Consider the following 19,063-nt stretch of genomic DNA (forward strand, 5'->3'; position numbering starts at 1 on the left):
TCCATCCCAATCATTGATTTGGACGGTATCGGCTTTAAGGCCACTTGCAAGAGCAGTGCGTTTGAAAGATATGTTCAATCACAAGGTATTATCCCCGCCATGCAGCGATTTGCGGGCTTAGAAATTCGGGAGCGGCGTCAAGGTGGAAGCTCGCTGGTGACAGGAACTGAGGTTTTGCCTCAGGCCTCAGGGGCAAGCTGCGTCATTACGACTGATTCGGAGACAGCAAGGGTTGGCCGTCAAAATAGTCATGTGCAGCAAATTGAATTGCGGACGTATGTTTTCCTCGATTCACTTCAGCCTCAGCTAGCTGCCTACATGGGCACGGTGAGTCAAGGCTTTTTACCGATTCCTGGTGATGCTTGCCTGTGGATGGAGGTCTCACCAGGCATGGCTGTCCATCGAGTGACTGATATTGCCCTTAAAGCGAGCAATGTTCGGCTCGGTCAAATGGTTGTGGAAAGGGCTTTTGGTTCTTTGGCCCTCTACCACCGTGATCAGAGCACGGTGCTCCATTCTGGCGATGTTGTTTTGGATGCCATTGGCAGCAGGGTTAGTCAGAGAAGCTCTTGTGATGTGAGCTGGACAGAGGTGATCCGTGCGATAACCCCAGATCACGCTGTTTTGATTAATCGCCAAAACCGACGCGGTTCGATGATTGAGGCGGGAATGAGCATGTTCATTCTTGAAACCGAACCAGCCGGGTATGTGTTGATTGCTGCCAATGAAGCTGAGAAGGCCTCCAATATCACCATCGTTGACGTGAAAGGCGTTGGCGCCTTTGGCAGGCTCACTTTGGCGGGTAAAGAAGGGGATGTTGAAGAGGCTGCAGCGGCGGCAATGCGAGCCATCGATCAAATCAATCGCTAGCTAATCGTTTCAAGTCCGATTTGTTGTCGAAGGCAAGGGGCAAGAATTCGAGCGGCTTTTCCGCGGCTGCCAAGTCTTGATAGTTGTTCGAGGTTCATTTCTCCATAGGTGCAGTTGGCTTCTCTTACCCAAAAAAGTGATTCGAATTCACCACCTTGGTAAGCAGGTTTTTTAAGCAGTTCCCCCCAGCAGATCCCCTCGGCGGCCTTGAGGAGATGACCTTGTGAATCGCATAGAACCATCACACTGCAGAAGCGGGCACTCCGATATGGGTTGTTTTCAAGGGTTGCCAGGATTTTTTTGATCTTTTCTTGATTGCTTGGGGCAAAGCGGGCCGAGAAAAGCCCTGGGGCACCATCAAGAGCATCAACTTCAAGACCAGAGTCGTCAGCGATAACCAATCCCCCTAAAAGTTCGGCTGCCGCTCGAGCTTTAAGCAGAGCATTGTCTAGATAAGTTGAACCGGTTTCCTCAACATCTAGATCACTCGGTTGCCTTTGCACATTGATCGGCAGTGGACCCAGCATTGCCTCGATTTCGGCAACCTTGTGGGTGTTCCCACTCGCAATTGTTAGCAGTGGTTGAGCCAAAATCAAAAAAACCTATCGCTCTTATTCTGCTGGAAGGGAGGCTTAGGGATAGATCACTTGGGAATGCTTGAGTCAGGATTTCTTGAAGACTTCTTTGCTTGGGCAATGTCTACGAGCTTGGCCTGGGTCGAAAAAAAGAGATTCCAGTCAACTGGCAACCAAATGTGGGCAAGCGCTGACAAAAAAAACAACAGCCGTTTAAAACAGTCCTGGGCAGGGTGATTAGCTTGGCTTATGCATGCGACTACTGATGGTGATCCCTTCTTTGGTCAAATTTGCTTGACGGAAGGATGGGCTGCAGAGCATTGTCCATTGCGAACATTCCATTCATCACTTCAGGTAGGCAATGGCTAACGAAACCATGGGCATCGCCCTAGGCATGATCGAAACCCGCGGCCTCGTGCCAGCAATTGAAGCTGCTGATGCCATGACCAAGGCAGCTGAAGTGCGCCTGATTGGTCGTGAGTTTGTCGGTGGTGGATATGTCACCGTGCTCGTGCGTGGCGAAACAGGCGCTGTGAACGCTGCTGTCCGTGCTGGCGCTGATGCTTGCGAGCGTGTAGGAGACGGCCTTGTGGCAGCGCACATCATTGCTCGCCCTCATCGCGAAGTTGAGCCTGCGCTAGGCAACGGCAATTTCGTAGGTCAGAAGGACTGAGGCCTTCTGCGATGGCTCTAAGAGCCGCGCTATCTCAACCTTCTATACCGACTTAAAAGGAGCTATTCCATGAGCAAGAAGTACGACGCTGGGGTTAAGGAGTACAGAGACACCTACTGGACTCCCGATTATGTACCCCTAGACACCGACCTGCTGGCCTGCTTCAAGGTCACTGGCCAGGAAGGAGTGCCAAGAGAGGAAGTTGCTGCTGCTGTGGCTGCTGAATCTTCAACAGGTACTTGGTCCACAGTTTGGTCAGAACTACTAACTGACCTTGAGTTTTACAAGGGCCGTTGCTATCGCATCGAAGATGTCCCTGGAGATAAGGAATCTTTTTACGCATTCATTGCTTATCCACTTGACCTTTTTGAAGAAGGTTCAATCACTAACGTTCTGACCTCTTTGGTCGGTAATGTCTTCGGTTTCAAGGCACTTCGCCATCTTCGTCTGGAAGATATTCGCTTCCCGATGGCCTTCATTAAGACCTGCGGTGGTCCTCCTAATGGCATCGTCGTAGAACGCGATCGTTTGAATAAGTACGGTCGCCCCTTGCTTGGTTGCACCATTAAGCCAAAGCTTGGCCTTTCTGGTAAAAACTACGGACGTGTTGTTTATGAGTGTCTGCGTGGTGGCCTCGACTTAACCAAAGACGACGAGAACATCAACTCTCAGCCTTTCCAGCGTTGGCGCGAGCGCTTTGAGTTTGTTGCTGAGGCTGTCAAGCTTGCACAACAAGAAACTGGAGAAGTCAAAGGTCATTATCTCAATTGCACCGCGACGACTCCTGAAGAGATGTATGAGCGCGCCGAGTTCGCCAAAGAACTCGACATGCCAATCATCATGCATGACTACATCACTGGTGGATTTACAGCCAACACTGGTTTGGCGAATTGGTGTCGTAAAAACGGCATGCTGTTGCATATCCACCGCGCTATGCATGCGGTGATTGACCGTCATCCCAAACACGGAATTCACTTCCGTGTGCTTGCTAAGTGCTTGCGTCTTTCCGGTGGTGACCAGCTCCATACAGGAACTGTGGTTGGCAAGCTAGAAGGTGATCGTCAGACCACCCTCGGCTTCATCGACAACCTGCGTGAGTCTTTTGTTCCAGAAGACCGCAATCGCGGTAACTTCTTTGACCAAGACTGGGGTTCCATGCCTGGAGTCTTTGCTGTTGCCTCTGGTGGTATCCACGTTTGGCACATGCCAGCGCTGCTGGCAATTTTCGGAGACGACTCCTGCCTGCAGTTCGGCGGTGGTACCCATGGTCATCCATGGGGGTCAGCTGCTGGTGCAGCTGCTAACAGAGTCGCACTTGAAGCTTGTGTGAAAGCACGCAATGCAGGTCGTGAGATCGAGAAGGAAAGTCGCGACATCCTTATGGAAGCGGCGAAGCACAGCCCTGAGCTTGCGATCGCACTTGAGACTTGGAAAGAAATCAAGTTCGAATTCGACACTGTCGACAAACTCGACGTTCAGTAGATCGGCTTAATTGAGGAGACACTTGTCTCCTCAAAACTTCTTCTCAGATTTAGTTAGGTCAACACTTAATTGTATTGGCCCCCCCATATCCACATTCCAAGGTTCACCATGCCTTTCCAGAGCACAGTTGGTGACTATCAAACAGTCGCCACCCTGGAAACCTTCGGCTTTTTACCGCCGATGACCCAGGACGAAATTTACGATCAAATTGCCTACATCATTGCTCAGGGATGGAGCCCTGTGATTGAGCACGTTCATCCAAGCGGTTCCATGCAGACCTATTGGTCTTATTGGAAGTTACCTTTCTTTGGCGAGAAGGATCTGAATGCGGTCGTCAGTGAGCTTGAGGCTTGCCATCGTGCATACCCAGACCACCATGTTCGCATGGTCGGTTACGACGCTTACACCCAAAGTCAAGGAACTGCATTCGTAGTATTTGAAGGACGCTGATTTTAGTTTCAGCATCTATTCCTTAATAGCCTCGAGTTTTTTCGGGGCTATTAATTCTCATCAGAGGCAACGAGCCTCTTTCTTCCTTACGACGTTTTTTATTGGTTGGGCATGGCAAAACAATCCAGTCGAGAGCTAGCGCTTGAACGCCGTAGGGCCCAGAGCAACTCAGGCAAGAAATCCACGTCATTAAATGGATCAAGTCCTAATCGCACCCGCAATGCCTCTGATGCACGTGTCACAAGGACTGATCAATCTTTCCTCAAGACTGGAAAAACTTCTCCGCAGATAATCGCTGCTAAGAAAGAGCTGCCAGAGACGTCTTTTGTTGCTTCAAGAGAATCCTCTGGCCCTTCACGTCGTCAAGTTAAATCCATAGCCAATCCTAGTCGAGACTTGGTTTTGGCTCGTCGTGATGAGCTTTCTCGCCGTGGTCAGCCAGCAGCGAAAAGTAAAGATAGAACCCGTGCAGAAGTTGAGAAACTCTCTTCAAAGCTTAGCCAGCAAGGTGCTGCAATGAATGAGGTTAAGGATTTACCCACTAATCAGAAAAGTTTTGATGAGTCTTCTGCTAATTCTTTGAGGACTTCTGATGGCCTCTCAAGATTAAGCCCTAAACATTCATCTTCAAGCCGCCCTACGACGAAACGCCGCTCAATACAAAATCCAAGCCGAGCGTTGGTTCTTGCACGCCGTGAAGCACAATCAAAACACGGAAAAACAGCAGCCAATCAGCCGACCTCTGCCGCATCAGTGGCTCGTCAGGGAGACCCTGACTTGTCAAGTCGAGAGATTTCACAGAGAGTGCGTGAATTGCGCAGTAAAAGTGGGTCTACCGATAAAAAGCGCTCAGGTGCCTGCCGTCCCTGTGGCCCTAACCGTAACGGTTCCAAGCAGGCAGTCGCAGCAGATGCCCATTGGAAAGTTGGTTTAAGTGAAACCAGTACAGGTCAGCTAGTGACTGGTACTCAAGCAAATCGCTCATCGAAAACCACTGGTAATGAAGCGAGTACTTGTCGCTCAATCACAGGTACTCAATACTTAGGATCAGAGGTCTTTGATGCTTTTTGTCAGTCCTCTCCGCAACCAGGTCAACCTTTAAAAGTTGCAGTTACGAATACAACCCATGGTAATCGAGTGACCGGCAATGAAGTTGGACGCTCCGAGAAAGTCACTGGTGATGAACCTGGAACTTGTAAGACCCTGACAGGTACCGAATATATCTCGGCGAATCAGTCCAATCAATATTGTGGTGCTAGCCAACCCTCACCAAGAAAAGTTGGCCAGAGCATTACAGAAGATGGTCGAAAGGTTAGTGGTGTAATGGTTGGACGTTCTGAGAGGGTTACTGGCGACGAAGCTGGCTCCAATCGGCAACTTACTGGTGATCAGTATCTTGGAGCTGACCCACTCCCTGAAGGGAGACCTGCAGAAAAAGTTGGTTCATTTCATACTCTGCGTGGAGCAGGTGTAACTGGTACCAATGTTGCTCGCTCTGAGTACGTTACCGGGAATGAACCAGGTAGTTGTAAAAGAGTGACTGGTGATGAATATGTTGGTACTCAGCAATACAAAACATTTTGCGGTGGCAGGCCAAACCCTGAGGCTGCAAAGGTAGGTTTAAGCCTCACAAATAAATCGCAAACTGTTAGTGGAACGCTTACAGGTCGCTCTGAACTTGTAACAGGAGATGAACCTGGAACATGTAAAGCAGTCACTGGAACTCCATATGGTGGGCTAGAACAAGCTGCTGGCTGGTGTGATACAAATTCAGTAAGAGAAATTCAGGACCGTACCCCAAAGATGATGGGTACACCTGGAGCTGTGATGACAGGTCTTCAGCCTGGAGTAGGTGGAGTGATGACAGGAGCAGAGAAAGGTGCTTGTGAACCTTTGACTGGCACCCCATATGTAGGTGGAGATCAACTTGCCCAGGCTTGTGGATCAGACGCCCCCGCTGGTAGTGAGTTGCAACAGGAGGGACAAAGGTCTGCCCCTTGGACCCACTTTAGTGTTCAGTCTCCAGCAAGGGCTGCTCATGTGAAAAGTGAACAGCGCTCTGGTGTGACAGGCACAAGTTATGAGCAGGGCTCTCAGATTACGGGTCCTTTCAATATGGCGGTTGATAAAATTACTGGTACTGAGCAGTTCCGTTTTGATCGTAAAAAACGTCATTTTAAGTCGGTTCCTGTTGAAGAAACCTCTAATGATGTAGGGCAAACACGCCCAGAATCACGAGTTACAGGAGAAGGCCAATCTGCAGGCCTCAATATCACCGGAGATGATTGGGATCGCAGTGAAAGGGTGACTGGTACCGAAGGAGCTTCTGCTCGTCGCCGTAATCCAACTCGCCCAGGCCCGATGTCTGCGATGCCTGCCGCTGATTTAAAGCGTAATGAGGAACTTTCTCAACCAATGAGTCGCGTAACAGGGTCAAGTGGTAACACTGATCAAGGCTCCTTGATCACAGTCTCTGGCGGCGCAAGGGGTTGATTGATTGATGGCCTATCGCAATCGCAATTTGGCCTCTCAAACGCAAAGACCCTTGGCGCCGACTGCTCCAAGGAGGAGGCCTGTGGTAACACCTCAGATCTCTGATCGCTCAAGGATAAGAGGGGTTGCCAATGTTGGTTCAGGACCTTGCCACCCTCTCACAGACAGAGCTGCAAATCAGCATCTGCAGACTTATGAAGTCAATGTCAAAGGCTCTTTTGAGCTGATTGTTCCTTTGCTTAAAAGGATCTCAGCGCTTCAGCATGATCAGGATTTTGTCTCAAAGTCTCAAAGTCTTGCTCGCTCTGAACTTGGTTTTGATTTGCCGAGCCACCTTTTGGAACAGGCTTGGGTACGAGCATTAGATATGAGGGCTTTATTTGCTTGGTGTGTGTTTCAGTTTCATCAGCAGGTGAGTGACCTTTTCTTTCAAGAAGATCCTCTTCAAGGAGGAGCAGGTAGCCCACAAGCAAAGGAGTTTCACTCATTTCTTGTTGATTGTGGTTTTCATCTCCTTGATGTCTCCCCCTGCGCTGATGGACGCTTGGCACATACGATTGCTTATGCCTTACGGATTCCTTTTAGTTCAGTAAGACGGCGCTCCCATGCAGGCGCTCTATTTGATGTTGAGAAAACCGTAAACCGTTGGATTAAGACAGAACACAGACGTTATCGAGAAGGTGTTCCAAATTCAGCCGATTCTCCAACGCGTTATCTCAAGGTTGTCACCTATCACTTTAGTTCCCTTGACCCATCTCATCAAGGATGTGCGGCTCATGGAAGTGATGATGCCTTGGCAGCTTCAGCTGGTCAACAGCGTCTTCTTGATTTTCGTGAATCCGTCGAGAATAGTTTCTGTTGTGGTGCATCAGTAGACCTTCTTTTGATCGGGCTTGATACCGATACCGATGCCATTCGCGTCCATGTTCCTGCGGCAGATGGCTCAATTGTTTTAGATGAGTGGCTTTCGGCTGAAGATCTCTATCAAGAGACGCTTGCTCTAACTTCAGCTCAGGCAATGCAACATATTGCTGAACGTGTTGAAGCCAGTGCACCTAAGAAACCTGATCAGGGGATGGTGTTATTCATTACAAAATTGATTGCAAACAACTTTTCTCAGATTGATTACGTGAAGCAATTACATGCTGGCCCCTACCCAGATGCTGGGCATGCAGAGCGCTTTATTGGAGTTGGAATAGGTTTTAAGGAAGTTCATCTTCGCAACCTAACCTATTTCGCTCATTTGGATACAGTCGAAGTAGGTGCTCCAGATTTAGATGTAGGAGTGAAAATTTTTAAAGGGTTGAATGTTTCTCGAGATCTGCCAATCCCTGTTGTTGTTCGTTTTGATTATTCTGGCCAAGTCCCAGGTGCAAGGGATCGAGCTATTTCTGATTGCTATCGCGTCAATCAAGCTATTGCTGAGCGATACTCTGACCTTTTCGATCAGGGCCTTCTTCATACATTCTTGACCATTCGTGATCGCGATAAAAAAGACACTTCAGAGGTCGTTGGTTCCTCCTTGGAGCCCATTCATCAGGAGGCACACTGACATGTTGATCTGCAAGGTTCTTAAGCCGCTTGTTTCCACCAATCGAATCCCCGGATTCGAACACAAACACCTTCAAGTTGTTCTCGATGGAAGTTCCAAGAAGGTTGCAGTCGATGCTGTGGGTTGTAAGCCAGATGATTGGGTGATTTGTGTTGGCAGCTCAGCTGCGAGAGAGGCGGCAGGAAGTAAATCTTATCCGAGTGATCTTACGATTGTAGGTATTATTGATCATTGGGATCCAGACGCCCCGAAGCCAGTTTCAGGGGGCTCAGCTTGATGGAAATCATGCAGGTGATGGGCCGCTTGGTTTGTACGCAAAGGGTTGATGGTCTCGGTCATATGCATCTGCGCATCTTGCGTAATAACGCCGGCAAGCAGTTGGTGGCTGTTGATCCTGTTGGTGCTCGAGAGGGCAATTGGGTGTTTACCTCCAGTGGATCAGCTGCACGTTTTGCATGTCCAGATCCCAACACTCAAACAGATCTGACAATTGGAGGAATTATTGATTACTGGTTGCCTGATGGATAGGTAATAAATGATTCGGATTCGATCCATCTCTGCTCTTCTTCTTAAACTTTTTATCCATGCCAAAACCTTCTTCCTCTAGTTCTTCAGACAGCCCCTCGTTGACGAAACCGACACCTGCTGGCTCTGAAGTCGCCAAAAAAGTTCTTCCTGGCAAGGCAGCACAAACTGTGGATGTTTCTGCTTCAACATCGTCTTCAGCAAGTTCAAAGTCGACTACGAGCAGAAGTGCTTCTACAGCTCGTACTTCCGCCAGTAGAGCAACGGCAGCGGGGTCTGCATCAAGGGGTGCTGCGGGTTCCAGTGGCAGTGGCTCTTCGTCTGGTAGTGCTATCAAGGCATCTGCTTCCTCTGCTCCTTCTTTTGTTCTTGGGGTCGCACTCGGAATGATTGAAACTCGTGGCATGGTTCCTGCCATTGAAGCGGCTGATGCAATGACAAAAGCTGCTGAGGTTAATCTCATCTCTAGGGAATATGTTGGAGGTGGTTATGTCACTGTGATGGTGCGTGGCGAAACAGGAGCTGTGAATGCAGCCGTTCGTGCTGGTGCAGATGCCTGTGAACGGGTTGGTGATGGCCTTGTTGCAGCGCATATTATTGCTCGTCCTCATCAGGAAGTTGAGCCAGCACTAAGACCCACTCATGCAAAGCGCCGTAGCTAATTTAGCTAAACCCTAATTTAAGCCGGATACTTTGTTGGTTTTTTCTATGGCGAAGTTCTTCGGAATTCTGGTCTGATCAACTTTGATGACAAGCATAAAGGTTATTCTTTGACTTGGAACAATCCACCTCTCAACTGTTGTGATGAATCAATGGCAGAAGCGCGTTCGTCCCATACGACTCGAGCGGCGATTTGAATTCGAAGCCTATGCAGAAACCAGGGATTTTTTAGATCGTCTTGGTGAACACACTGAAGCTGCTAAGCGCTTTCCTGATATTAGTTTTGGACGTACCTATGTCAATATCACGTTGCGGCCGGAGGATGAAGAAGAAGAGGTTGAGTTAAATGATGATGATTATAAATTTGCAGCTGAGATAGATGGACTCCTCAATTGATCTCTCTTTGGCTTATGCCGATTCCGGAGTTGGAGAGGTATTGGATCAGTTGGATTGCGAGCTGATTGGCTTGAAGCCGGTGAAGACGAGGATTCGAGAAATTGCCGCTTTGTTGTTAGTTGATCGGGCCAGGCAGGATTTTGACTTAGCCAGCACGATGCCAAGTCTTCATATGTCTTTTACTGGACGACCTGGCACTGGAAAGACAACTGTTGCAAGCAGAATCTCTCAGATTCTTCATCGCCTTGGATATCTGCGCAAAGGTCATGTTGTGACTGTCACCCGTGACGACTTAGTTGGTCAGTACGTTGGCCACACGGCGCCAAAAACTCGGGAGATGATTAAACGTGCGCAGGGAGGTGTGTTGTTTATAGATGAGGCATATTACCTCTATAAACCAGGTAATGAAAGAGATTATGGAGCAGAAGCAATCGAAATATTGCTACAGGATATGGAATGTCGGCGAGGTGATTTTGTTGTTATTTTTGCTGGTTATAAAGATAAGATGGATACTTTCTATCAATCTAATCCTGGCCTTTCTTCTAGGGTTGCTCACCATATTGATTTCCCGGATTACAGCAATCAGGAGTTGATGGCTATCGCTCAGTTATTCCTGGTCCAGCAGAACTATTACTTTGGCGATGAAGCTGAGGGCGTTTTCGAGGATTACATCGAACGTCGCCGTCATCTACCTTTCTTTGCTAATGCTCGTTCAATTCGCAATGCTTTGGACCGTACCCGTTTGAGGCAGGCGAATCGATTGTTTGCACGCATGGGAGAACCGCTCAGTCGTGATGAACTGATGACGATCGAATCTGCTGATATCTTGGCGAGTCGTGTATTCCAAGGGGAGGTGGAAGGTCGACATCCGACTCAACCCCTTATGGAATCGTCTGAATGAGAATTGAAGATAGCTTTTTGGATGTTTTGGATGAAAACCATTCTCTACTTTGGTTGTTCCAGATCCCGTCTGATCAGCACAAGCAAATAAGACGGTGCCTTGTAACGGCTGGGGAGGCAACGATTGAGGGTCTCAAGATGGCTCCAACACACTGTGCGCTCTATCTCTTGGGTGCTACGACCTTCCTGCAGCAGTCGCCTTAGGGCCTTGCAGTAAAGGGGATAACCCGCCTCGAGTTCGCCAATGGTCAACTTGGCTTCGGCCATGGTTTCTCGCAGTACGCCTCTAAACCTATGCAATCTTCAGACTACTCAGCGGACTGTCCGTCTTGGCGGATTCGGCTTTTGCTTTTAGGTTCCGCCAATCGTTTTTTCCCCTTTCAACGCTAGGGAAAGTCACAGGAGTTAGCAGTAACCCCACTTCCGCTGTCAATCAAAGTGATTAGGGTTGATCGGATCGAAGAACTCCTGCTAGGTCAGGGATAAGAGGACAGGGACAAGATTTTCTTGAGTCGCTACACGCTTGATCAAAGCGCTTCACGTCTCCACTGATTGTTTTCAGCCGAGCCAAGCAACGCAATCGATTTCCACTCGACCACCTTTTGGGAGGGCAGCTACTTGAACACATGCTCTTGCTGGGCTGATGCCATCCCCGAAGATCTCGCCATAGAGAGCATTAACTCTCTGAAAGTCCGCTAGATCCGTGAGGTAAACCGTGGTACGAATCACTTGCCTTGGCTCAGCACCGGCTGCTGTGAGCACAGCCATCAGATTGCTTAGGACCTGGCGGGTTTCAGCTTCCACATCACCTTGCCCAACCATCACCCCGTTGGTTGGATCCAGGGCAATTTGACCAGAGCAGTAAAGCCATCCTCCTGCTAGTACGGCCTGGTTATAGGGGCCGACTGGTGCTGGAGCTGATGCTGTTGTGATTGCTTGCACAGAAGGGGCGTTCATGGTCTGCTCTGAGCATCAATGGTGCATCATCGCTGTCAGCTTTTGTTTCTGTTGAAAATCCTCTGGGAGTGAGGCCGCTTCGTTCATGTTCGAGCGGCCTTGATCTCCATGGATTGCAATTTCACTGGCTGTTGGTCCTGTTCCAAGGGAACAGGACTGCCTTGTTGCTGAGCAGTTTTGCCAGGGCAGGCCATTTTGATCTTGCTGCGTCAGATATTTGTGCTTAGTTTCGCCATTGATCCTTGTGTTGGCGAAGTTCCGCTAGCTCTTTGCTGTTCTGAGCACGCACGAAGAGGTTGGTGCGTTGTTCTTCTGAAATGCTGCTAGGCAGGCTCAGGGCACCCCTCTGGCGGCGACTTGAAACGTCTACCAGTCGTTCGCTGATAGCAATATCTTCTGGATGCAGGGCGGAGGCCCAGCGCAGATTTGCTTCGGTGTATTCGTGAGCGCAATACACACGGGTCTTCGCTGGCAGGCAACAGAGACGTTGAAGAGCCTTGAACATGTCTTCGGCAGTTCCTTCAAACAGTCGGCCACATCCAGCTCCGAAAAGGGTGTCACCACAGAACACTGCTGGATCTTCACGATCTTCCTTGTTTGTGGGCAGGTAATAAGCAATGTGTGCTCTGGTATGACCCGCAACGGCGAGCACCTCAACACTGCTGTTTAGAAGAGAAATCTTGTCTCTATCACGAACGGAGATCGTCTGGAACGGAATGCGATCACGGTCGTCAGCGGCTGCTACCACGGCTGCGTTAGGCCAGTCCCTAAGCAGCTCAAGGGTGCCACCAATGTGATCAGCATGGTGATGGGTCTGAAGTACTGCTGCGAGTGAGAGCTTTCGAGTTTGCAGCCATGTCTTGACTGGTTCTGCGATTGCTGGATCCACAACGACAGCTTGGTCGCCTTTAATCCAGATCCAGATGATGTTGTCCTGAAGAACAGGAAGGGCATGGATCGATGAACGTTGTTTATCGCTAGTCGCAGCTGTTGAGGTTGCCTCCATCGTTAAAGTCCAGGTCGACGCATCGCTCCATGATCACTGTCGCGCTTGCAAAAGGAGCTTTGCTGAATGATTCGGTTGCTCGTTTTCAATCTGCTGGGTTGGATTTTTCAGCTGTACTTGATCCAGGCAATCGTCAGTTAATGGTGCCTTCCCATTGTGGCCGGGCCCGGGCACTGTTGGTGCGCAACGGGGATGTGCCCGTTTATGTTGCCTATGGTCAGGCTCAGTTGGGAGTTGTTGGTTACGACGTGCTGCGGGAGCATCAGATGCCCGTTGCCCAGTTGGTTGATCTTGGCTTCGGGGGCTGCCGTATGGCTGTGGCAGTGAAGGCCAGTAGTGGCTATCAGCACGCAGCTGATCTGCCTCCCCATTGTCGAGTTGCTAGCAAGTTTACCCATTGTGCTCGAGAATTTTTCGATGCTCTCGATCTGCCTGTAGAGCTTGTTCACCTGACCGGTTCGGTAGAACTTGGCCCTTTAACAGGCATTGCTGAAGCGATTGTCGATCTGGTCGCGACAGGCCGTACCCTTCGCGACAATGGCTTAGTGGCCATTGAGGAGCTATTTCAGTCTTCGGCTCGCTTGATCGGCCATCCATTGGCCTTGAGGTTGGACCGTGGAGATCTTCAGTTGATTGTGGAGGCTATGCGCATTCAGGAATCATTACCTAAAAATCCAGCTTGATGTCTGTTACTGATTTTCAGCGGGTTCGGCGTCTGGGGCGTTATCTCCGTGAGGACCGCCGGCGTCTATGGATGGTGCTTGTCCTCTTGGTGCCGGTAGCTCTTGCTGGTGCGATTCAACCCTTCTTGGTTGGCCAGGCAATCAGTGTTTTGAAGCAAGAGTCAACCTTCCCTTGGCTCAGTGATCTGCCAGTGAGCTCAGCAATAAGAGTGTTGGTGGGGATTCTGCTGATTTCTGTGCTTCTGCGCTTGGGTCTGCAGGGCTTTCAGTCTTTCAATATCGAGGCCTTAGGGCAACGGCTAACGGCGCGTATTCGTAACGATCTGTTTGGCCACGCCATGGCCCTTTCGCTGCGCTTTCACGATCGAATGCCTGTGGGCAAGTTGTTGACTCGGCTGACCAGTGATGTGAATGCACTATCGGAGGTTTTTGGCAGTGGGGCAGTAGGAGTTTTGGGGGATCTCGTCAGCCTTGTGGTGATTGCAGTCACCATGATTTTGATTGATTGGCGCCTGGGGGGTTTGCTGCTGGTGACGCAGGTACCAGTCACCTTGGTGATCCTTTGGTTGCAACGCCGATATCGGAAAGCCAATTACCGCGTGAGGGAGGAACTCTCTCAGCTCAATGCCGATTTTCAGGAAAACCTTCAGGGGCTTGAGGTTGTCCAGATGTTTCGTCGAGAAACGTTTAATGGGCAGCTATTTGATCGCACTGGCTCGGCCTACAGGCAAGCCGTGAATGGAACGATCTTTTATGACAGCAGCATTTCAGCTTTTATCGAATGGGTGGCCCTGGCAGCCGTGGCTGTGGTGTTGGCGCTTGGGGGATGGATGGTAACTGCCGAGACAATGGGTCTTGGCACCTTGACAACATTCATCCTTTATTCCCAGCGTTTGTTTGATCCCCTGCGTCAACTTGCTGATCGCTTCACTCAGATTCAGGGGGGCCTGACTGCTGTTGAAAGGATTGGCGAGTTGCTGGAGCAGCCACTGGACATTGTCGATGCAAAGCCTGTTAAAGACGAACCCAGCGTTGTTAGGCCCTCTGCTTCTGCTGCTTGCGGTGAGGTGGTGTTTGAGGGGGTGAGCTTTGCCTATCGGCCAGACGAGCCGATTCTCCAGGACCTTAGTTTTCGCATTTCTGCTGGTGAACATGTTGCCCTGGTAGGACCAACCGGTTCAGGCAAGACGACCCTGATCCGTTTGCTTTGTCGTCTTTACGAGCCTCAAGTCGGGCGGATCATGCTTGATGGTGTTGACATCAAAACAATCCCCCTTTGGCAGCTACGCAAACAACTGGGGGTTGTGCTTCAGGACACCTTTCTATTTAGCGGCAATGTTGCAGATAACCTCCGATTGGATTCCTTGATTGAGGATGACCGTTTGCGGGCGATCTGTAGAGATCTTGGCCTTGATCCTTTGCTCAATCGGCTACCCAACGGCTTGGAGACTGAGCTCAGGGAGCGTGGCGGCAATTTGTCATCGGGAGAGAGACAGCTCTTAGCAGTTGCAAGGGTGGCCATTCGCAACCCCACTGTGCTGGTTATGGATGAAGCGACCGCTTTCATGGACCCTTCTACGGAAGCGACATTGCAAAGGGATCTAGATCGCTTGCTTGAACGTCGTACTGCGGTTGTTATTGCCCATCGCTTGGCCACTGTGGAAGCAGCCGATCGAATCATGGTGCTTCGGCGGGGCAAGCTGATTGAGCAGGGAACCCACCTTGAGCTTCGTGCCAAGGGAGGCCTTTATTCTCAATTAGCGGAACTACAGGAAAGGGGACTGGCGAAACTTTGAATTTAGTTTTTGCTTTCAGCGATTGGATCTTGATTTCAGCTTCACGCTTAATGGCTATGGGCCTTGGTGAAGCAGGATCAAGACAGTTGAGCACTGCCGTGTGATCAGCTCCTGTTCGCTAACGCCGGAGGTTCTTGAGCAGGCCTATGGGCATGGAGCACGAGAGTGCCCGTCTTCGAATGAGCAGATCAAGCTTGTCTTCAGTCAAGACCGTTCATTCGATCTTGTTGAACTTGAACAATTGCTGGAGGCTGTGGGTTGGAGTCGCCGGCCGATGCGTCGAGTACGTCTTGCACTTGATCACACGCTCTTGAAAGTGGGCCTTTGGCGCCATGATCCCCTGTTGCCTCGTTTGGTTGGTTTTGCTCGATGTACAGGTGATGGAGTTCTTGAAGCCACAGTGTGGGATGTAGCGATTCACCCCATTTATCAGGGGGTGGGATTGGGTAAGCATCTAATGGATTACACCCTTGAATCTCTTAAGGAGATGGGTGTTAAACGAGTCACGCTCTTTGCTGATCCAGGTGTTGTCGATTTCTATGAGCGACAGGGTTGGACGCTGGAGCCTGATGGCCACAAATGTGCTTTTTGGTATGCCTAAGGATTATTGGTAATAGTCTTTTGACAGCTGCTTGGCTGCCTCTCCTCTGCGCCAGCGTCTACGCAATTGGGCGTTTTGCCAGGCTTGATTGAGTAGACCTAGCCGTTGCAAACGGCGGCCATCGGTGTAAAGGGGTAATCCCAGGCTCAGCAACTTGACTTGGCAAGAGAGTCGCTGCACCAAATCGAGATCTTCCATCAAAGGGATGGGTTTGTATCCCCCGATGTGTTGGTAGAGCCTTTTGCTGATGAGCAAGCCTTGATCGCCATAGGGCCTTTGCAGCCAATGACTGCGAAGGGCCACAGCTAGTTCCAATAGACGCAGTTTTGTTCCCTTCCCTTGGATTTTGTAGTCGAAAAACCAAGCATTCAGCTCTCCTGCTGACTGAGTAATCACTGCTTCAACGACAGCGGGCCATTGGGGGGGGAGTCGGCTGTCGGCATGCAGGAACATCAGCCAAGTTCCTTTGGCATGGCATGCTCCATGGCTGAGCTGAGCACCCCGATTGGGATTGGCTACTCGCAGTACTTGAGCTCCTGTGAGTTGGGCAGCGAGTTCTGTGTCATCACAGCTGCCAGCATCAACGATCCAAAGGTCAAGGGGTGTCGGCCAGCGTTGGAGATCGGCCAACAGCAGTGGTAGACGGCTGGCTTCATTGAGGCTCGGCACAATCACGCTGAGGCTAGGCACTTCGCTCATGTTTGATATTGCAGAGAACTGCCTGAATGGATTGGCTTAGAGGATCACGACAAATATGGTTGATTGGCTTGTTGTTTCAGCAGCTGAATGGCGAGAGCCCCTAAGTAATCTTGGAGGGAGTCTGCCTGAGAAAATTGGTATTGCAAGCTTTCAGAGTACATCTACTTGAGAAAAAAGAGTGACTAGAGTGGTCCACTAAACGGATTAGAGAGCAGGCTTTTCTTAATTAAGCATTGAAGAGGATAAACAGTTCTGTCTTGGGAATTGTCATTGCATGGCGTGAAAAATTTGAAAAAAGATGTAGGCCTCTTCGCGTAGCCTTTGGAGCTGTATGTTTGTTAAATTTAAGCAAGAGTAATTTTAATCTTTGTTGAAGCGCATAAAAAGCCCCGCCTTGAAGCGGGGCTTTGGACTGGTTTGATTGAATTTGATTGATTTGGTAGTACTTGATCGACGGTTCGCTGATTTTGCAAGTTTTTGTATTTAGTAAAAACTCATTGGTTTGGCTTCCCCTGTCAGATGTCTTGAATGGTGGTCATCGCGATTGTTGGTATCAGCTCTGAAAAGTTTTTGGCTTGAATGTGAGGAATTGTCGGGCAGGGGAAGAGGCCTTCTGCTCTATAGGTTTCTCCAAAATTCATAAATTCACCATTATCAGCAAAAGCTGAGTTCATAGTGACAGACGTATGATCATGGTTGATGACACCATCCTTTGTAAGGAATTCTGGGCTTCGGTTGATAGTTTGGTCACTCTTTTGAAGGTGGTTAGTGGATTCATATAATGGGATCTCTATAGTTGAAACTTCAGGCATGACATCTTCTTGGCCTGTTATGTCATCGAGAGGATTTGCCCATGATGGATTTTGAGCGCCCCCGCCATCCCCGTCATCATTAGTTTGTGGTGGTAAATCTGGAGAGGCCATGATATCACCTTCTGCCCCATTCTCACTACCTTCATCATTATCACTTTCTTTAGTAGTTTTACCATCATCATCTTCTGCCCCATTGTCACCTTCTTCTGAAGACTCTTCCTCCAAAGTATCAAAATCGAAATCAGGTACCCAGCCCTCATCAGACGGTTCCTCTAAAGTATCACTATCTGATTCTGTACCTTCAGAATTGCTTGTGTACTCATAGTTGTCTTCAGCTTCCGGTTGATCATTTATATCTGCTAGGTACTCATCATCCGGACCAGGATCATCGGGTGGCCCAACAAGCCAGTCCCAGAGATCGCTAAACAACGAGCCCTCGCCATCCCCGCCATCCTTGTCATCATTCAACCCATTTAATTTTACGCTAGCATCATAAAGACTTCCTAATTCCTCCGCTGCATTTACGCCGCCAGTTGGGGCTTGTTGCCCGCTTGGTGGGGCTCCAGTTGGGGCTTGTTGATGATAGGTGCCGCCATCCATAATCTCCTGCATTAAATCCTCAAGATTATCTATTTGGCCCAGAAGATCATCCAAGTTGATAAAGTCGTTTGGATCTATAAGATCATTGGCATTAAGGTCCTCGAGATTCAGTCCAAGCTGCTCAAAGGGTTCTAAAACCTCATCTTCAATTGGGTTGTTTGGGATATCAAATCCTAGTGTTGGAGAAAATGTTGGTAGCTCTGGCATGCTTGTGTTGTCTTCTTGATCTAGTTCAACAGCTTTTGGATTAAATCTGTCAAGAGAGTTTGGATCTACGGCTTTTGGATTAAACCTATCCAAGCCAGTTATTGTTTCATAATTCTTTTGAGATTGATCTATTTCAAAAGATCCTTCTACTAAACTTTTTTTCTCCAGATCTTCCATATCTTTTTTGCTACGGATTACTCTCTTGCCAAAATCGTCATGTAGCTTGGTATGGGTTTGGAAGTTCATTGCTTTGAGGTTTTGGGGAAGGATTTCTCCCTCGGTGAATACACCATCTCTCAATTCTTTGGTTGAGGTGATGACCCACCTCACTTAGAGCTGTGATGTTGCTCACTGATGAGAAGTTTTGGGCGGCAATGCTTCTCTTTTGAAAGAGGTCATCTTGTTCTTTTTCGCCTCTTTTACTTGCCTTGATCGAGTTGTTTTCTGGTTCATACCCTTGTCATATCCATCCTTCCTCGCATGCTTGCCATGCTGAAAGATCTTCAAGGCAATCGAGATCGTTTTGTTGACCAAGCAAGCAAGGCCTTACTCCTGCATCCGCTGCTTTCTGCAGTGTGACTTGCTTCACTTGATTGCTCCCCCAAGGAATGCCGCAGAAGGGCCAGCGTGTCACGGGCTTTACCAAGCGCCCTGAGAGTCCAAGTAACCAATAGCCCCCATCAGTAGCGGGTCCAAGCACGAATTCATGCTCTTGCAAAGCCTCTAGGGCCTGAAGCAGATCACGATCACAGAGATTTGGCAGATCGGTGCCGATTAGCAGTGTGGTGCGACCTGCGCTGATTTGTGGATGGTGTCGTTGCTGCGCTCGCAAAACCTGTCGGCGCATCCGTTCACCCAGGCTTCCCTTGCCTTGAGGCTCCACTGTGATCACACCCTGATCAAGCCCCCAGCGCTTACTTGCCTTGGGAGCGAGGCCAGTGATCGCGAATTGCAGCTCGACCAGACCTCTATTGGCAAGATTATTTGCCACGCTCAGAGTGTGTTTGGTAAGCCTGGCCTGGATAGATGCAGCACGCACTATTCCCAGATTGGCGGCCAGCCTTCGTTTGCATCTGCCTGCTGCCGGCCAGCGGGCCATCACAACCAGCGCGGGTTTTGCCATTTC

Annotated in this window: 22 protein-coding genes; 14 read left to right on the top strand and 8 right to left on the bottom strand. The window is 49.5% G+C overall.

The window, feature by feature from the left end; genetic code table 11:
- The first annotated feature begins 99 nt into the window (after positions 1–99).
- Positions 100–870, top strand: a complete 771-nt coding sequence (locus tag SIB74_RS02505) for a hypothetical protein (protein WP_063396126.1) — start codon at positions 100–102, stop codon at positions 868–870.
- On the opposite strand, the gene SIB74_RS02510 is transcribed toward SIB74_RS02505, so the two are convergent.
- A complete protein-coding gene (locus SIB74_RS02510) occupies positions 867–1,460 on the bottom strand; it encodes a non-canonical purine NTP pyrophosphatase (RefSeq protein WP_063396391.1) in 594 nt (197 codons plus the stop codon). The two genes, SIB74_RS02505 and SIB74_RS02510, sit on opposite strands and share 4 nt — an antisense overlap.
- A gap of 346 nt (positions 1,461–1,806) precedes the next feature.
- On the opposite strand from SIB74_RS02510, the gene SIB74_RS02515 reads away from it, so the two are divergent.
- The 7 genes from SIB74_RS02515 (at position 1,807) to SIB74_RS02545 (ending at position 8,623) form a co-directional block, all read left to right on the top strand.
- Positions 1,807–2,118: a BMC domain-containing protein gene (locus SIB74_RS02515; RefSeq protein ID WP_011825471.1), complete on the top strand. Its 312-nt coding sequence runs from the start codon at positions 1,807–1,809 to the stop codon at positions 2,116–2,118.
- A 69-nt stretch (positions 2,119–2,187) separates the two neighbouring features.
- Positions 2,188–3,600 (top strand): form I ribulose bisphosphate carboxylase large subunit, encoded by a 1,413-nt coding sequence (locus SIB74_RS02520; protein WP_011825472.1) that lies wholly within the window; start codon positions 2,188–2,190, stop codon positions 3,598–3,600.
- Positions 3,601–3,708: 108 nt separating this feature from the next.
- Positions 3,709–4,050, top strand: coding sequence for a ribulose bisphosphate carboxylase small subunit (locus tag SIB74_RS02525; protein ID WP_011825473.1), 342 nt, complete (start codon positions 3,709–3,711; stop codon positions 4,048–4,050).
- Positions 4,051–4,161: 111 nt separating this feature from the next.
- Complete coding sequence (locus SIB74_RS02530) at positions 4,162–6,543, top strand: CsoS2 family carboxysome shell protein (protein WP_063396390.1); 2,382 nt, start codon at positions 4,162–4,164, stop codon at positions 6,541–6,543.
- A gap of 7 nt (positions 6,544–6,550) precedes the next feature.
- Entirely contained in the window at positions 6,551–8,095 is a 1,545-nt protein-coding gene (locus SIB74_RS02535) for a carboxysome shell carbonic anhydrase (RefSeq protein WP_063396125.1), read from the top strand.
- A 1-nt stretch (position 8,096) separates the two neighbouring features.
- Entirely contained in the window at positions 8,097–8,372 is a 276-nt protein-coding gene (locus SIB74_RS02540) for a carboxysome peptide A (RefSeq protein WP_011825477.1), read from the top strand.
- Entirely contained in the window at positions 8,372–8,623 is a 252-nt protein-coding gene (locus tag SIB74_RS02545) for a carboxysome peptide B (RefSeq protein WP_011825478.1), read from the top strand. The genes SIB74_RS02540 and SIB74_RS02545 overlap by 1 nt, the downstream gene beginning before the upstream one ends.
- Here SIB74_RS02545 and SIB74_RS02550 read toward each other — a convergent pair.
- Entirely contained in the window at positions 8,595–9,026 is a 432-nt protein-coding gene (locus tag SIB74_RS02550) for a hypothetical protein (RefSeq protein ID WP_156486125.1), read from the bottom strand. The genes SIB74_RS02545 and SIB74_RS02550 overlap by 29 nt on opposite strands.
- On the opposite strand from SIB74_RS02550, the gene SIB74_RS02555 reads away from it, so the two are divergent.
- The 3 genes from SIB74_RS02555 to cbbX all read left to right on the top strand — a co-directional run bounded on the left by SIB74_RS02555 (position 9,025) and on the right by cbbX (position 10,577).
- Positions 9,025–9,282 (top strand): BMC domain-containing protein, encoded by a 258-nt coding sequence (locus tag SIB74_RS02555; RefSeq protein WP_231906083.1) that lies wholly within the window; start codon positions 9,025–9,027, stop codon positions 9,280–9,282. The genes SIB74_RS02550 and SIB74_RS02555 overlap by 2 nt on opposite strands.
- Positions 9,283–9,424: 142 nt before the next feature.
- Positions 9,425–9,676 carry a 4a-hydroxytetrahydrobiopterin dehydratase gene (locus SIB74_RS02560; protein WP_063396123.1) on the top strand — a complete coding sequence of 84 codons (252 nt, stop codon included), beginning with the start codon at positions 9,425–9,427 and terminating at the stop codon, positions 9,674–9,676.
- Positions 9,660–10,577 (top strand): CbbX protein, encoded by a 918-nt coding sequence (gene cbbX / locus SIB74_RS02565; RefSeq protein WP_063396122.1) that lies wholly within the window; start codon positions 9,660–9,662, stop codon positions 10,575–10,577. The genes SIB74_RS02560 and cbbX overlap by 17 nt, the downstream gene beginning before the upstream one ends.
- Positions 10,578–10,621: 44 nt before the next feature.
- Here cbbX and SIB74_RS02570 read toward each other — a convergent pair whose 3' ends face one another.
- The 3 genes from SIB74_RS02570 to gloB form a co-directional block, all read right to left on the bottom strand.
- Positions 10,622–10,843, bottom strand: coding sequence for a DUF3136 domain-containing protein (locus SIB74_RS02570; protein ID WP_011130567.1), 222 nt, complete (start codon positions 10,841–10,843; stop codon positions 10,622–10,624).
- 291 nt (positions 10,844–11,134) lie between these two features.
- Positions 11,135–11,533 carry a Rid family detoxifying hydrolase gene (locus SIB74_RS02575; protein ID WP_011825483.1) on the bottom strand — a complete coding sequence of 133 codons (399 nt, stop codon included), beginning with the start codon at positions 11,531–11,533 and terminating at the stop codon, positions 11,135–11,137.
- Positions 11,534–11,756: 223 nt separating this feature from the next.
- Positions 11,757–12,539, bottom strand: a complete 783-nt coding sequence (gene gloB / locus SIB74_RS02580; protein WP_011825485.1) for a hydroxyacylglutathione hydrolase — start codon at positions 12,537–12,539, stop codon at positions 11,757–11,759.
- A 29-nt stretch (positions 12,540–12,568) separates the two neighbouring features.
- Between gloB and hisG the strand changes: the two genes are divergently transcribed.
- The 3 genes from hisG (at position 12,569) to SIB74_RS02595 (ending at position 15,619) form a co-directional block, all read left to right on the top strand.
- The gene (gene hisG, locus SIB74_RS02585; protein WP_011130564.1) at positions 12,569–13,222 is read left to right on the top strand and encodes an ATP phosphoribosyltransferase; all 654 of its coding nucleotides are present in this window, start codon (positions 12,569–12,571) and stop codon (positions 13,220–13,222) included.
- Complete coding sequence (locus tag SIB74_RS02590; RefSeq protein ID WP_063396121.1) at positions 13,222–15,018, top strand: ABC transporter ATP-binding protein; 1,797 nt, start codon at positions 13,222–13,224, stop codon at positions 15,016–15,018. Before hisG ends, SIB74_RS02590 begins: the two co-directional genes overlap by 1 nt.
- Positions 15,019–15,118: 100 nt before the next feature.
- Positions 15,119–15,619 (top strand): GNAT family N-acetyltransferase, encoded by a 501-nt coding sequence (locus tag SIB74_RS02595; protein ID WP_063396120.1) that lies wholly within the window; start codon positions 15,119–15,121, stop codon positions 15,617–15,619.
- A gap of 3 nt (positions 15,620–15,622) precedes the next feature.
- Here the strand turns inward: SIB74_RS02595 and SIB74_RS02600 are convergent, their stop codons facing one another.
- The 3 genes from SIB74_RS02600 to SIB74_RS02610 all read right to left on the bottom strand — a co-directional run bounded on the left by SIB74_RS02600 (position 15,623) and on the right by SIB74_RS02610 (position 19,060).
- Complete coding sequence (locus tag SIB74_RS02600; protein WP_063396119.1) at positions 15,623–16,318, bottom strand: TIGR04283 family arsenosugar biosynthesis glycosyltransferase; 696 nt, start codon at positions 16,316–16,318, stop codon at positions 15,623–15,625.
- Between the two features lie 515 nt (positions 16,319–16,833).
- Positions 16,834–18,267, bottom strand: a complete 1,434-nt coding sequence (locus SIB74_RS02605; RefSeq protein WP_063396118.1) for a hypothetical protein — start codon at positions 18,265–18,267, stop codon at positions 16,834–16,836.
- Between the two features lie 130 nt (positions 18,268–18,397).
- A complete protein-coding gene (locus tag SIB74_RS02610; protein WP_063396117.1) occupies positions 18,398–19,060 on the bottom strand; it encodes a TIGR04282 family arsenosugar biosynthesis glycosyltransferase in 663 nt (220 codons plus the stop codon).
- Between the last annotated feature and the right edge of the window lie 3 nt (positions 19,061–19,063).

The sequence above is a fragment of the Prochlorococcus sp. MIT 1306 genome (assembly GCF_047304515.1).
GTDB lineage: Bacteria > Cyanobacteriota > Cyanobacteriia > PCC-6307 > Cyanobiaceae > Prochlorococcus > Prochlorococcus marinus_D.